The 13,177-nt window shown below is 70.4% G+C and carries 18 protein-coding genes; 9 read left to right on the top strand and 9 right to left on the bottom strand.

Annotated elements, in window-relative coordinates; all coding sequences use genetic code 11:
• The first annotated feature begins 2 nt into the window (after positions 1-2).
• Positions 3-1,112 carry a methyltransferase domain-containing protein gene (locus ACGFNI_RS16005; protein ID WP_393684187.1) on the top strand — a complete coding sequence of 370 codons (1,110 nt, stop codon included), beginning with the start codon at positions 3-5 and terminating at the stop codon, positions 1,110-1,112.
• 81 nt (positions 1,113-1,193) lie between these two features.
• Here the strand turns inward: ACGFNI_RS16005 and ACGFNI_RS16000 are convergent, their stop codons facing one another.
• Complete coding sequence (locus ACGFNI_RS16000) at positions 1,194-1,388, bottom strand: DUF397 domain-containing protein (RefSeq protein ID WP_393684185.1); 195 nt, start codon at positions 1,386-1,388, stop codon at positions 1,194-1,196.
• Complete coding sequence (locus ACGFNI_RS15995; protein WP_393684183.1) at positions 1,385-2,245, bottom strand: helix-turn-helix domain-containing protein; 861 nt, start codon at positions 2,243-2,245, stop codon at positions 1,385-1,387. The genes ACGFNI_RS16000 and ACGFNI_RS15995 overlap by 4 nt, the downstream gene beginning before the upstream one ends.
• A gap of 300 nt (positions 2,246-2,545) precedes the next feature.
• Here ACGFNI_RS15995 and ACGFNI_RS15990 point away from each other — a divergent pair, with 300 nt between their 5' ends.
• From ACGFNI_RS15990 to ACGFNI_RS15975, 4 genes are read left to right on the top strand one after another with little or no spacing between them, the layout of a single operon-like run.
• Positions 2,546-2,941 carry an ATP-binding protein gene (locus tag ACGFNI_RS15990; protein WP_393684181.1) on the top strand — a complete coding sequence of 132 codons (396 nt, stop codon included), beginning with the start codon at positions 2,546-2,548 and terminating at the stop codon, positions 2,939-2,941.
• Positions 2,938-3,180, top strand: a complete 243-nt coding sequence (locus tag ACGFNI_RS15985) for a hypothetical protein (RefSeq protein ID WP_393684179.1) — start codon at positions 2,938-2,940, stop codon at positions 3,178-3,180. The genes ACGFNI_RS15990 and ACGFNI_RS15985 overlap by 4 nt, the downstream gene beginning before the upstream one ends.
• Positions 3,177-3,647 (top strand): hypothetical protein, encoded by a 471-nt coding sequence (locus tag ACGFNI_RS15980; RefSeq protein WP_393684178.1) that lies wholly within the window; start codon positions 3,177-3,179, stop codon positions 3,645-3,647. Before ACGFNI_RS15985 ends, ACGFNI_RS15980 begins: the two co-directional genes overlap by 4 nt.
• A 15-nt stretch (positions 3,648-3,662) precedes the next feature.
• On the top strand, positions 3,663-3,896 hold the full coding sequence (locus tag ACGFNI_RS15975) for a hypothetical protein (RefSeq protein WP_393684176.1): 234 nt from the start codon (positions 3,663-3,665) through the stop codon (positions 3,894-3,896).
• 105 nt (positions 3,897-4,001) lie between these two features.
• Here the strand turns inward: ACGFNI_RS15975 and ACGFNI_RS15970 are convergent, their stop codons facing one another.
• From ACGFNI_RS15970 to ACGFNI_RS15945, 6 genes are all read right to left on the bottom strand, one after another.
• Positions 4,002-5,060, bottom strand: a complete 1,059-nt coding sequence (locus ACGFNI_RS15970) for an aldo/keto reductase (protein WP_393684174.1) — start codon at positions 5,058-5,060, stop codon at positions 4,002-4,004.
• A gap of 459 nt (positions 5,061-5,519) precedes the next feature.
• Positions 5,520-6,005: a hypothetical protein gene (locus ACGFNI_RS15965; RefSeq protein ID WP_393684173.1), complete on the bottom strand. Its 486-nt coding sequence runs from the start codon at positions 6,003-6,005 to the stop codon at positions 5,520-5,522.
• A gap of 185 nt (positions 6,006-6,190) precedes the next feature.
• A complete protein-coding gene (locus ACGFNI_RS15960; RefSeq protein WP_393684642.1) occupies positions 6,191-7,519 on the bottom strand; it encodes an LCP family protein in 1,329 nt (442 codons plus the stop codon).
• 192 nt (positions 7,520-7,711) lie between these two features.
• Positions 7,712-7,960 (bottom strand): hypothetical protein, encoded by a 249-nt coding sequence (locus tag ACGFNI_RS15955; RefSeq protein ID WP_393684172.1) that lies wholly within the window; start codon positions 7,958-7,960, stop codon positions 7,712-7,714.
• A gap of 283 nt (positions 7,961-8,243) precedes the next feature.
• Positions 8,244-9,191 carry a M56 family metallopeptidase gene (locus ACGFNI_RS15950; RefSeq protein ID WP_393684171.1) on the bottom strand — a complete coding sequence of 316 codons (948 nt, stop codon included), beginning with the start codon at positions 9,189-9,191 and terminating at the stop codon, positions 8,244-8,246.
• A 3-nt stretch (positions 9,192-9,194) separates the two neighbouring features.
• Positions 9,195-9,734: a BlaI/MecI/CopY family transcriptional regulator gene (locus tag ACGFNI_RS15945; RefSeq protein WP_393684170.1), complete on the bottom strand. Its 540-nt coding sequence runs from the start codon at positions 9,732-9,734 to the stop codon at positions 9,195-9,197.
• 221 nt (positions 9,735-9,955) lie between these two features.
• On the opposite strand from ACGFNI_RS15945, the gene ACGFNI_RS15940 reads away from it, so the two are divergent.
• A complete protein-coding gene (locus tag ACGFNI_RS15940; RefSeq protein ID WP_393684168.1) occupies positions 9,956-10,531 on the top strand; it encodes a TerD family protein in 576 nt (191 codons plus the stop codon).
• Positions 10,532-10,634: 103 nt separating this feature from the next.
• On the opposite strand, the gene ACGFNI_RS15935 is transcribed toward ACGFNI_RS15940, so the two are convergent.
• Positions 10,635-11,090 (bottom strand): tellurite resistance TerB family protein, encoded by a 456-nt coding sequence (locus ACGFNI_RS15935; protein WP_393684640.1) that lies wholly within the window; start codon positions 11,088-11,090, stop codon positions 10,635-10,637.
• Positions 11,091-11,372: 282 nt separating this feature from the next.
• Here ACGFNI_RS15935 and ACGFNI_RS15930 point away from each other — a divergent pair, with 282 nt between their 5' ends.
• The 3 genes from ACGFNI_RS15930 to ACGFNI_RS15920 are packed head-to-tail and all read left to right on the top strand — an operon-like array spanning position 11,373 to position 13,107.
• A complete protein-coding gene (locus tag ACGFNI_RS15930) occupies positions 11,373-11,612 on the top strand; it encodes a hypothetical protein (protein WP_393684166.1) in 240 nt (79 codons plus the stop codon).
• A 21-nt stretch (positions 11,613-11,633) separates the two neighbouring features.
• A complete protein-coding gene (locus ACGFNI_RS15925) occupies positions 11,634-12,650 on the top strand; it encodes an acyl-CoA desaturase (protein WP_393684164.1) in 1,017 nt (338 codons plus the stop codon).
• Between the two features lie 19 nt (positions 12,651-12,669).
• Complete coding sequence (locus ACGFNI_RS15920) at positions 12,670-13,107, top strand: DUF5994 family protein (protein ID WP_393684163.1); 438 nt, start codon at positions 12,670-12,672, stop codon at positions 13,105-13,107.
• The last annotated feature ends 70 nt before the right edge of the window (positions 13,108-13,177 follow it).

Raw genomic sequence — 13,177 nt, 5'->3', positions numbered from 1 at the left:
CGATGACGGCGACGCACCAGCGGCTCGTCGAGGCGCTGCGGAGCAAGGGAGCGCTGCTGCCCGACTGGCAGGAGGCGGTGGCCTCGGTGGACCGCGCGCTGTTCATCCCGGAGGTGTGCGAGGGGAACGATTTCTCCACCGGCCCCGAGGGCTGGCTGCGGGCGGTCTACGCGGACGCTCCTCTCGTCACGCAGGTCAACGACGGGAGGCCGACACCCGAAGGGGAGTTCAGGCTCTCCACCTCGTCCTCCTCCATGCCGTCGATCATGCTGGAAATGCTCGGTCTGCTCGACGTACGGGAAGGGCACCGGGTGCTGGAGATCGGCACCGGCACGGGATACAACGCCGCCTGGCTGTGCCATCGGCTGGGCGAAGACAGGGTGACCAGCGTGGAGCTCGACGCAGCGGTGCTGTCCACCGCGGTGGCGAACCTGAAGCGCGCCGGCTTCCGCCCGACGGCCGCCCTCGGCACCGCGCACGACGGGTACCCGGGTGGAGCGCCCTACGACCGCATCATCTGCACCTGCACCATGCGCCACGTGCCGCCGTCCTGGCTGGAGCAGTGCCCCGAGGGCAGGATCGTCACCCCATGGGGCAGCAGCTTCTTCAGCGGCTCCTACGCCACGCTGGACGTCGAGGGCGGCGAGGCTCAGGGCAGCTTCTCCGGCTATCCGGCCTTCATGTGGGACCGCACCCGGCGGGCCGGGGCCGGCCGCATCGCCGATCTCTACCGGGGGGAGCGGGGTGAGACGAGCACGACGGACATCCCGCCGCAGAACGTCATCCAGGACGCCCCGGCCTTCCTCACCGGCCTGCGGGTCACCGACGCCTGGTATCGCTGGTGGGAGGCGGACGACGGCAGCGGCGAAGCGACGCTGTGGTTCTTCTCCGACGACGGGCGGTCATGGGCGACCGTGGAATACGTCCCCGACAGGGAGCCGTACGAGGTGGAGCAGTACGGGCCCCGCGCCCTCTGGGACGAGGTGCGAGAGCAGTTTCTGCGGTGGCACGAACTAGGGAAGCCGGAGCGGTCCCGGTTCGGCCTGTCGGTGGACGGGGACGGGCAGCGGGTGTGGCTGGACGATCCGCGCGAAGTGATCGGGCGACCGTAGTCCGGGACGGGCGGAGCGGCTGCTGGTGTGACGTGAGCCCCCGGCCCATGGGACCGGGGGCTTCCTTCTGCTGTTGCCGGCTCAGATGGCTATGGCATCGTCGCTCTTCAGCGTCCGGACGAACGAGTCCCAGGCAGCGCCGGTGAAGGCGAGTCGAGGGCCCGCCGGGTCCTTGCTGTCGCGCACGGCCGTGGTTCCGGGGACGTTCCGGGCGACCTCTACGCACTCCCCTTGGGAACCGCTGTAGCTGGACTTGTGAAACTCGAATGCAGTCACCGGTACTCCTTGATGAAGCTGGCCAGTCGGGCGCGGGTGTCGTCGGGGGACAGAGCTTGCCTGCGCACGCTATCGAACAGCCCTCGGTGCCTGTTCGCATCCTCCTCACGCTCCAGCCACAGCCTGGAACCAGCGGTTTCCACATGGACAACGTCCAATGCGGCCGGTTCCTCGAAGCCCACGATCACGAACGGACCGCTCATCGACGCGTGGGCCGCAGCCTCGAACGGCCATACCTGAAGCTTGACGTTGGGCATGGTGGATGCATCGAGGAGACGTTCCAGTTGCCCGCGCATCACCGTTGGCCCGCCGACCTGCTGTCGTAGGACGGCTTCGGAGAGGACCGCCCACAGCTCCAAGGGCTTGTCCTCCATCAGCCGCGCCTGCCTGTCGATCCGTGCCGACACGAACTGGTCGACCTCGTCCGGGTCCTCCCACACGTCATCGGCGACAACTACGGCACGGGCGTACTCGGGTGTCTGCAGGAGACCGGGGACCAACTGGTTCTGGAAGGTGCGAATCCGGGATGCCCCGGCCTCAAGCTGGATGTACTCCAGCAGGTCACCGAGATCTGTGTACTCCTCCCACCAGCCTTTTGCGCGGCGGCGTTCGCGGTCCGCCTTCGCGAGGGCCAGCAGTCGATCCCTTGCCGGCCCGACACGTTCCAGGCCGTACAGGTCACAGAGCGCGTGAAGGTCTGGGTCACGTACGGGCACGGCACCGCGCTCTATCTTGGCGACCTTGGTTTGCGTGGCCGTCAGATGCTTTGCCGCCTGGGGCTGAGTCAGACCTCGCGCAACGCGGAGCTTCAGCAGCTCTCCACCCAGCTTCCTGCCCAGCACGGTGGATTTCCGCACGGCACTTGTCTGTTGAGTCGTCACTTCTGCCCTTCCCTGAGCGCTGCGAACAGTCTGCGGTGCCGCAACTTCGCTCTGCAACCTCGAAGGGCTTGTCACTCTGGGGAATTAATTCTCCAGATCTCATTGCGCCGGGGTCGTGGTCGGTGTCACGTTAGGTGTCGCCTCGCTCACCCACCGGCTTTCGGTGGTGCGGCGGGGATCCCCAGTCGCGCTCCCGAGGTGGTGGCCATGTCCACACGCACCCGACCCGCAACATCACCCCAACTCCCCGTCCTCTCCCACTACTTACCCGCTGACGTGCGAAGCGTCGCTCGGGCCCGTAAGGCGCTGCGGCGCCGACTTCGGGAGTGGGGTGTCGGGGAGGAAGCGGCAGGTACGGCCGAGCTGTTGGTGTCCGAGTTGGTTACCAATGCGGTGAAGGCACGGGGTGCCGTCATACCGCTGGTGGGGATGCGGTGCGCGGTGGTGGGCGACCGGTTGCGGCTTGAGGTGCAGGACGGGAGTGACGAGCAGCCCGTGGTCAACGAGAAGGTCGAGGAGGACGAGGAATGTGGGCGTGGCTTGATGTTGGTGGACGTCCTGGCGGATGGCTGGGGCGTCGAACGGCACGTCATCGGAAAGACCGTGTGGGTCGAAGTAGCCGTCGAGGCAAGGTCGTTGGGCTGCTTTCGACCGTCCCCGCGGCTTCCATGAAGAGGCCGGAACCGGTCACCTATCGGGTGCACGCCATGGCCCGGTACCCGGGAGGTGGCGAGATCGGGCTCGGTGGATCGGTGGCGTACTCGCCGGGTGGGGCCCTGGCCTGGGTACGTCGGCGGGCGGAGCAGGTGGCGCAGCAGTTAGGTGTCCCGTACGACGGGACTGTGCGGGCGTGGCTGGCGGATCCGGCCGAGCAGCGGTGGGCGGAGGAGGCGCTGTGGAGCGCGGTATGACGACGGCACCGGACGGCCTCGTCGCCCCCGGATTCTGGTGCGAGCGGTACGTGTACCGCTCCAAGGAGGCCGACTCGGTCGCCTCGTGGGCATCCCTCGCCACGGACAGCCCGGTGTTCGCCGTGCTTCACATCACGGCCGACGCGGAGGAGATGGCTGCCGGTCTCCCCGAGGCCGAACAGCAACGGGTGATCGGCACGTTGGACGCGCAGGAGCGGGCGGATGCCATGGTCGCCCTGCACCTCGGGGTGCCCTGCGGACTGGCCCTCAGCTGCGGAGCGACGTGGGTGGAGTGGACGGCGCAGCCCGTCCGGTTCCTGCGCATGGCTGTGCGGGAGGGGTCGGTGTGCGGGGGCGGGAACGTGCGACCGGACGGGTTCGGTATGCCTTTGGTCGCCGGGGACGGCATGGTCGCCCTCCGTGAGGCATTCCTGGAAGCGGAGGGGGACTTGGAGGGTGAGGGCTGAGGCGGACCCGTACCTTTGGGCGCAGAGGCCGTGCGGGAACGCGCCACACCGCACGAGGCGGACGCCGACTCGTCCTCACCCCCGTCCGCTGCGCGCGGTGTCCTGCCGCGTTCCATCAAGTACGCGGCCGAGGCGAGGCACGAGATGGGGGTCGGCCACAAGAAGAAGGCCATCGCCTGCAAGAAGAAGTCGCGGGCTTACAACAAGAAGGCAGACGTCTATTACGCCCAGGCCAAGCGGTGCCGCTGACGCACCGACACGCGTGCGCAGGAGGGCCGCCGCCCCGATCGACCACCGGGGCGGCGGCCCTCGCGGCACGGTACCCCGGCGGGGCTGCGGCCGGTCAGGGGGCGGCTACTCGATCCCCCGTGCCGTCCGCCGGTACGTCGCGCGCCGGTCCTCGATGTCGGGCCAGCGGTCGCCGTAGACGTTCTCCATGACGCGGGGCTCGCGCAGGAAGGCGTGCGGGAAGCCGAGGGAGATCTCGCTCGCCGCGTCGAGGCGGGCGAGGGTGTCCGCGTCGAGGGTGACGTCGACGCTGCCGAGGTTGTCGGCCAGCTGGGATTCCTTGGTGGCGCCGATGAGGGGGATGACGGTGCCGGGGCGGGAGCGCAGCCAGGCCAGGGCCACCTGGGCGGGGCTCCAGCCGCCCTGTTCGGCGATGTCCAGGACGGCGGTGAGGGTCACGTCATCGGTGGCGTCCGGACGGTCGCCCTGGCCGTCGGCGGTCAGCCGGCCGCTCTCGCCGCGCCGGTACTTGCCCGTCAGCTTGCCGGCCGCCAGCGGTGCCCAGGCGAGGACGGCCTGTTCGAACGCGCGGGCCTGCGGGAGCAGTTCGCGCTCCGGCGTGCGCTCCAGGAGGCTGTAGCGCAGCTGCGAGCCGGCGAAGGACGTCCAGCCGCGGAGGTCGGCGAGGGTGTTCGCCTGGGCGATCTCCCAGGCCGGCCAGTCGGACACTCCGATGTAGAGCGCCTTTCCCGCGCGTACGACGTCGTCCAGCGCCCGCATCACCTCGTCGACCGGGGTGAAGTGGTCCCGCGCGTGTACCCAGAGGATGTCGACGTGGTCGGTGCGCAGCCGCCGCAGGCTGGCTTCCAGGGACTGGACGAGGTTCTTGCGGTGGCTGCCCGCCGCGTTGGGGTCGCCCTTACGGGTCGCGCAGGTGTACTTCGTGGCGAGCACGAAGGTGTCCCGCCGGCCTTCGAGCAGTTCGCCGACGATGGTCTCGGCGTTGCCGCCGGTGTAGTTGTTGGCCGTGTCGATGAAGTTGCCGCCCGCGTCCGCGTACGCGTCCACGAGGCGGGCGCTGGTCTCCTTGCCGATGCCCCAGCCCTCGGGGTCGCCGAACGTCATGGTGCCCAGGCTGAGTTCGCTCACCCGCAGGCCGGTCCTGCCGAACAGCGTGTACCGCACGGTGTCCCTTTCGGTGGGGGACGGCGGTGCGCCGTGGCGGGCCCGCCGGTGATTCGGGAGTGAGGCTAGGTGTTGGAGTGGACTCCAAGGCAAGGGGAGGAGAGGGGTGTTGGCGTGGGTATTTCCGGGATTCCCTGTCGGGAACAATGGGTTACGGGTTACGGGTTACGGGTTATGGGTTACGGGTCACGGGTTCTGTGTGAGAGGTGAGTGCGTGCGCTGAACACGCTCCTTCGGGAGGCAACTCCCGGTTGGCTTCGGGTATATACGGGACCGGTGGTCGCCTCTTCGGGGCCTTCTCTTCCCGGCGCGCAAAAAGCCTGGCTCCGCCGTGCACACGGCGGAGCCAGGTCTCGGTATTTCATGAATCCATGCCGTAAGGGAACAGGCCGTATTGATTCGGTGACTTCGGTGCTGCTGCGTAGCTTCGGCGTGCCAGCGTCGGCCGGTCCGTAAGGCTCAGAAGATGCCGGGTTCGACGGTGGCGTTGGCGGTGGCGGGCTTGTAGTCCTTGGTGCCGTTGAAGACGGCCTGGTAGCCGTTGCTGAGGGCCTTGCCCCAGAGCAGGGGATCGCCGAGGTGTGAACCGGAGTCGATTTCCGCGACGCCGTTGCCGTCGGTGATCTGCTGGCCGAGGTCCTTGCCGTCGATCTTGAAGAAGATCGTCTCGCCCTCGATCGGTTCACCGTCCTTGTCGAGGAGGGTGGCCTTGCACTTGCCGCTGGCCTGGCCGCCGATGGTGCCCTTCGTCGACGACGCGGTGAGCCTGACACCCTGCTTCTTGGCGGGGCTCGAACCGCCGCCCGACGGGCCCGACTGGCTCGGTACGGACTGCTGGTTCTTCAGGCTTGCGTTCTCGTTCCTGAGTTGTTCGTTTTCTTTCTTGAGGTCCTCGATTTGCGACTCAAGCAACTGCTGCTTCAACTGATCGGTCTTCTCCGACATGTGAAGGTTCTCCTAGTCACTTCATGCGCCACGCGCCGTGGTTGGCGCGGCGCCATCAGAGTGCCTAGGCATTCCTGCGGCTGTATATCGAACTACCACTTTTGAGTTGCCGGAGAAATCCGTATGAGTGATATCGGGTGGGCGGCTGGTTTGCCACGCCGAAAGCCCGGTCCGAACGGCGGGTCCTACCCCTCCGTCGCGGAGAAGTCCGGCCCGACGGTCAGGGTCACTTCACCCGGTGTCGCGTCCGCGGACTGCGTGGCCTTGGTGCCGGGCAGCCGGGCGGCCAGGATCTCGGCCTGGGTCTTGAGGCTCGCGGGGTAGGTGATGGCGGTGGTGTCCGTGGCCGGGCCGTTGCCGGTGGTGGTGACGGTGAAGCCGAGGGCGCGGAGGCGGGCGGCGCCGGTGGCCGCGTGGCCGGGTGTGCCGGTGCCGTTGAGTACGCGGACCCGTACGGAGTGGGCGGTTATCGGGGACTTGGCGGCGTCGGCCAGCTTCTTCTTGCCGGCCGCGCCGATCTCCCGGTCGTGCGCGAGATCGCTGAACAGGTCGCCGGCCTGCGGGTATTGCCAGATCACGTTGGCCCGGTCGGTGGGGACGTCGGCCTCGCGCGGGTAGTTGGGGACGGTCAGGAACGTGAGCCGGTCGGTGGGGATGTCCTTGACGGTCGCCGCGAGGTCGTAGAGCGGCTTGAGCCCTTCCAGGTCGCGGTCGGTGGTGATCGACTTGGTGGCCGAGTCGAGGAAGCCGTAGAGGTCGCCGGGGCTGGTCAGCTTGGACTGGGCCTTGGCGGCGATGGCCTTCATGAACTCCTGCTGGCGGCCGATGCGGCCGAGGTCGGAGCCGTCGCCGACGCTGTAGCGGGTGCGGACGTAGCCGAGCGCCTTCTCGTCCTTGACGTTCTGGCAGCCGGCGTCGAGGTCGAGGTGCGCCTTCTTGTCGTGGATGGCCTGCTTCGGGCAGACCTCTATGCCGCCCAGCGCGTTGACCATGCCCTTGAAGCCCTGGAAGTCGACCGAGGTGAAGTGGTCGATGCGCAGCCCGGTGTTCTTCTCGACGGTCTTGATCGTGCAGGCCGCGGCCTTGCCGATGTCGCCGCTGTCGCCGCCGATCGAGAACGCTTCGTTGATCTTGAAGTGGTGCGGGGTGGACCGGCTGCCGCTGCCGCGCTGGCAGGCGGGGATCTGCACCCAGGAGTCGCGCGGGAAGGACAGCGCGGTGGCCCACTTACGGTCGGCCGAGACGTGCAGCACCATCAGGGTGTCCGACTGCATGGTGGTCAGGCCCTTGCCGTACTTGGCGTTGCCGCCTGCGCGGCTGTCGGAGCCGACCACCAGGATGTTCTTGGAGCCGGGGCTGAGGTTGGCGGGCCGGTCGCCGTCGAGCCCGACGTCCACGCCGTGGATGTTGCCGTCGAGGTGCTGGTACACCCAGGCGCCGACGCCGGCCGTGCCGAGGATGACGACGCCCAGGACCGCGCCGGTCCAGACGAGGATGCGGCCTCGGCGGGTCATCCGGGACTTGCCCGACCTGCCGTTGCCCTTGCGCCCGGCGCGGCCCGCGGGGGCGGCCTTGTGGGCGGAGCGGGTGGCGCGTCGGGTCGTCTGCCTGTCATGCACGCCGGTGGCCCTTCTCGTCCTGCGGATGCTTCGGGGGAGGAACGGCGCCGGCGGCCGTGGGATCGGGAGGTGACGGCAGCGGGCGGGTCAGATGCCGGCGCTGGGGAGGGTGCGGATCGCTTCGGGGTCGTAGCGGAACCAGCGCGGGCCGGTGTCGCCCGGGTTCGTGCGCAGCCGGCACCACAACTCGCCGGTCTCGTCCGTCCACCAGGCGCTGATCCGGCCAAGCCGCCAGCGTCCGTCCGGGTACCGGACCTCCACGGGCTGGTAGACCCACTGCACCTCTGCCTCCGGAGGCAGGCAGTCGCAGCCGGGGAGTTCGCACCGTGTCGCCATCTCCCCCTCCGCCCACGCCTGTTGTGCCTGTGTGGGTGACCACCTTACCGGCAATATCTACAGCTTTGTAGAAGTTGGCTGATGTGCGACAGGTCACAGGGTGCGCGCCTTTCGGGCAGGGCATCACATACGGCGCTCAACGAGCGCGTCCGGGGCCGGGTTCCCGCTGTCGTGCCGATTTCCGTTCCCCGCACGGGAGTTACGCCCAGAGAATGGCACGGGCGGGGGCGGACGGGGCGGCCGGTACGCGCGTTACGCACCATCCCGCCCGGAGCGGCCCGTCTCACAGAGGCGTGGCGGCCTTCAGGATGAGGAACAGCGCCACCACCGAGTTGAGCGAGGCGAGCGCCGATGCCGCGGTGCCGGCCGCGGCGATCAGCGCGGCGAGCCCGGCCGGGGTCAGCGCCGGCGGCCAGCTGCGGTCCTGCGGCACGGGCGCCAGCAGCGCCGCCACCCGCCGCGGCACCGGGCCCGCCTCCGCCGCGGCGAAGTGCGCCAGCTCCGGATACGGCGCCGCCCGCCCGATCAGCGCCGCCCGGCCGACGGCGCGCGCGGTCAGCAGCCGGTCCCCGACGACGTGGGCGGCTTCCTCGTCCGCCCAGCGCTCGGTGCTGAAGGCGACCGCCGAACGCAGCGGACGCAGCAGCGGGTTGACGCAGCCGGCCAGCCGTACGGCGAGCAGATAGCGGTGGTGACGGCAGTTCAGGTGCGCACGCTCGTGGGCGACCAGGGCCCGCCGCTCGTTCCCGTCCAGGCTGCGCAGCATCCCCCGCGAGACCACGATCCGGCCGGGGCGGCCGGGCGCCGCGGGGACGGCGTAGGCGTACGGGGCCTCGTCGGGCAGCACGGCGGGGTCGCCGCCCGGCGGCAGTGCGGCCAGCGCGTGATGGGCGCGGTCGCGGATCCTGCGGTGCCTGCGCAGCGCGCGGGAGCACGCGATGAGCGCGGCGGCCAGCGCGGCGATGGCGGCGCTGCCGGCGATCTCCGCGTACGGCACGGCGGCCCGCACCTCCGGGTCCGACCAGGCGTCCGGCAGGGGATTGCCCGGCAGCTGCGCGGTGCCGACGACCATCAGCAGGCCGAGGCAGAGGGTGCTGCACAGCCCGAGCACGACGGAGAGCAGGGTCAGCAGGCGGGTGGTGGCGCGCGGGTGGAGGTGCTGTTCGGTGAGCCGGGCGATCGGCAGCGCGGTGAGCGGCAGCACCAGGGGGAGGAAGACGAAGAGGCCCACAGGTCAGTGCCCGCCGGTGTGCCCTGGGCGAGGGGGACCGGTGTCCGGCCGGCCCTCGCGGGTGCCGTCCGCTCCGTCGGCGCCCTCGGGCGGTCCGTCGGCCGCCCCGCCCAGCAGGTCCCGCAGCACCTGCTCGTCGTGTGCCGAGAGCGCCGAGACGAAGCTGGTCAGGACGGCGTCCCGGTCCGGCTCGCCGTCCAGGACCCGGCGCATCCGCAGCGCCGCGAGACCGGCTTCGTCGGCGGCCGGCGTCCACAGGTAGGCGCGGCCCGACCGCTCGCGGGTGACGGCCTTCTTGGCGTGCAGCCGGGAGAGGATCGTCATCACCGTCGTGTACGCCAGGTCACCGCCGAGCCGTTCCTGCACCCAGGCGGCCGACACCGGTCCTGCGGCGTGGTGCAGCGCGGCCAGTACCTGCGCCTCCAGCTCGCCCTGCCCGCGCCGGCGGGCGCGCTCCTGGCCGGGCCCGAAGGCGTCCCGGTGTCTGCCGGAGCGTTCCGGTGAGGGGTCGCCGAGCGCCCTCCCGAAGGACTTCCCGCCCATGCCGCCGCCTCCCGTTCGTGCCGGCGCCCCGCTCGGACGGGGCGCCGGGGCATCTTACGGGGGCCGGATTCCCGCGGTCAGGTGCGCGGTTTCCGGTCCGCTCCCCGTCGCCAACTTCTACAGTCCTGTAGATTTTAAGCTGCCGCACGCCGGCGGGCCGCCCGGCGGCGAACCGGCGTGCACGGCAGGAAGGCACAGACCGGCACACCTGGAGGAAAGCCATGGGAGTCTCGCTGGCCAAGGGCGGCAACGTCTCGCTGTCGAAGGAAGCGCCCGGACTGACGGCGGTCACGGTCGGCCTCGGCTGGGACGTACGGACCACGACGGGCGCGGACTACGACCTGGACGCGAGCGCCCTGCTCTGCTCGGAGGCGGGCAAGGTCGTATCGGACCGGCACTTCGTCTTCTACAACAACCTCGCCAGCCCCGAAGGCTCGGTGCAGCACACCGGCGACAACCTCACCGGCGAGGGCGAGGGCGACGACGAGTCCGTGAACGTCGCGCTGACCGACGTGCCCGCGGAGGTCGCGAAGATCGTCTTCCCGGTCTCCATCCACGACGCCGAGAGCCGCGGGCAGAGTTTCGGCCAGGTCCGCAACGCCTTCATCCGCGTGGTCAACCGCGCCGACGGCACCGAACTGGCCCGCTACGACCTGAGCGAGGACGCCTCGACCGAGACCGCGATGGTCTTCGGTGAGCTGTACCGGCACGGCGCGGAGTGGAAGTTCCGCGCCGTCGGCCAGGGGTACGCCTCCGGCCTCGCGGGCATCGCGGCCGACTTCGGCGTCAACGTCTGACGCCGGAAACGCCGGAAACGCCGGAAACGGCGGCGGGGGAGGGGACGGCAGCGTTCCCTCCCCCGCCGCCTTCGCGCTTCTCAGAGGCCGCGACCGGTCCGTCTCAGAGGTCGAACTCGGTGGGCGCGATGTCGAGCGCGAAGCACACCTCGCGCACCACGGCCTGCTCCGTCTTGTCGAAGTCGCCGTCCGCGCCGCCGATGACGATGCCGATCTGGATCACCGCACGCGCCTCGACCGGCTTCTTCTTCACCTTGCCGATCTCCTGCAGCACGGCGACCTTGCCGAAGTCGAAGTCGGCGGTCAGCTTGTCCAGGTAGCCGTCGAAGCGGCGCTGGAGGTCGTCGGCGGCGAAGTTCTGGAGCACCTCGTTGCTGGCGATGAGCTGGGCGACCCGGCGGCGCTCGGACGGGTCGATCGAGCCGTCGGCCGCGGCCACCAGGGCACACATCGCCATGCTCGCGTCCCGGAAGGCGCCGCTCTTGAGGTCGTTCTTCTTGGCGACGAGCTGGGTCTGCATCGTCTGTGCGGAATCCTTGATCCGGTCCCACAGGGCCATGGAAATCTCCTTGTCGTCCGGCCGGCTCGGGTCGCTGGCGCAGGTCATGTCTCAGTAAAATCTACAATGTTGTAGAAGTTTTCCGACGGGACGGGGTCCGTCGGCGCCGGGGACTCCGGCCAGTGCCATTCCGGCGATTCGGGTGATAGCCGACAAGTCCGGAGTACGGTGGAGGCACCGGAAGTCGTTCGCGTGCCGGTACGGGTGTCGGTCGGCCCCCGAGACGCACAGCCACCGGGCACGCGGACGGATACGGCGTTCCACCCGAGCGAGGTGAGCTGCATGCAGACCGTGGTGACGGTGATCGTCCTGCTGGCACTGATCGCACTGGGCGTGCTCTTCATCGCCCGGGTCAACGCCCAGCAGGCAGGCCGGCTCGCGACGCACAAGTACGCCGCCCTGCTGCCGTCCTTCCGGCTCCGGATGCGCAAGGGATCGCGCGGCGGCGCCGCCCACCCCGGAGCGCACGCGGCAGGCCCGCCGCCGCCCTCCCCTCCCCGCAGGCCGGGAAGTCAACGATGAACCCCGACCCGTGGAGTTGCCGTGGCTGACCGTCCCCCGACCACCACCTCACGGACCCCCGCACCGGGTTCCGGCCGCCCTTCACAGGATTACGACGGCACGCAGCCGTTCCCCGACGGCCCCGCGAACCCGCCCGACAGGGGCCGGCGGCTGTACGTCACGGTGACCGCCGTCATCGTCGTCGCCCCCTTCATCGGCCTCGGCCTCGCCATCCCGCTGCTGTGGGGACGCGCGGTGAGCACCACCGATCTCGTCATCGCCGCGGTGCTCTACGTCGTCTCCGGCCTCGGCGTCACCATCGGCTTCCACCGCGGCCTGACCCACGGCAGCTACACCGCGGCCCCCGCGCTGCGCGTCGCGCTCGCCGTCGCCGGATCGCTGAGCTTCCAGGGCGACGTCATCGACTGGGTCGCCACCCACCGCAGGCACCACGCCTTCACCGACCGCCCCGGTGACCCGCACTCCCCCTACCGCTACGGCACCAGCCTGCGCGGACAACTGCGCGGCCTGGTCCACTCGCACATCGGCTGGCTCTTCGGCAACGACCCGACCTCGCACCAGCGGTACGCCCCCGACCTGCTCGCCGACCGCGGCATCCGCGCGGTGGACAAGGCGTTCCCGCTGCTCTGTCTGGTCACCCTCGGTCTGCCGTTCCTCCTGGGCTGGGCCATCGGCGGCAGCGTGGTCACCGGCCTGACCGCCCTGCTGTGGGCGGGCTTCCTGCGGATCGCGCTGCTGCACCACGTCACCTGGAGCGTCAACTCGCTCTGCCACGTGATCGGCGAGCGCCCGTTCCGCACCCGCAGGCACGACCGCGCGACGAACCTCTGGCCGCTGGCCCTGCTGTCGTTCGGCGAGAGCTGGCACAACCTGCACCACGCGGACCCGACCTGCGCCCGGCACGGCGTCGACCGCGGCCAGCTCGACCCGTCCGCCGCCGTCATCCGCCTCTTCGAACGCTGCGGATGGGTGTGGGACGTGCGGTGGCCCGACCCGGCCCGCCTGGAGGCGCGCAGGACCGGGGCCGACCACGCCTAGGCTCTCTCTGGAGCACACCATGGCCACCCTCCTAGGAACCGCCCCCGGGCACCGGCAGCCCCCTGCACACCACCAGTCCCCGCCGCCCGTGGCCCGGCTCGCCATCGCCCCGCCGGGCGGCGTGCCCCGGCGCATCGACGGCGCCTGGTGGCCGCACCGCACCGACCTCGCCGCCGAACTCCCCGAGCTGCTCCCCGCGTTGCCCTTCGACTGGCCGCGGATCACCCACGTCACCGCGAACGGCGCCCTGTGGGCCCCGCTGCCCACCCTCACCCCCGTCGCCGGCCACGTCGTCCGCCTCCGCCGCATCCCCGACCGGCCGGGCCCGCCCACCCTCTGCCTGGTCGCCGCGGGAATCGGCCGCTGGGACCTCCTGGTGGTCCCGCCCGGCACACCCGAGCCGGACGCCGTACGCACCCTGGCGGGGATGGCGGCGGGCGACGTCCCCGCGGACTGAACCGCCCTACCCGCCCTTGCCCTGACGCCTGGTCAGAACCACTCGCGCACCCCGCTTTTCCGCTCCCCGC

Origin of the sequence: Streptomyces sp. NPDC048644 (assembly GCF_043199105.1) — a bacterium.
In the GTDB taxonomy this organism is placed as follows: Bacteria; Actinomycetota; Actinomycetes; order Streptomycetales; family Streptomycetaceae; genus Streptomyces.
This window is presented reverse-complemented; position numbering and strand designations above follow the sequence as displayed.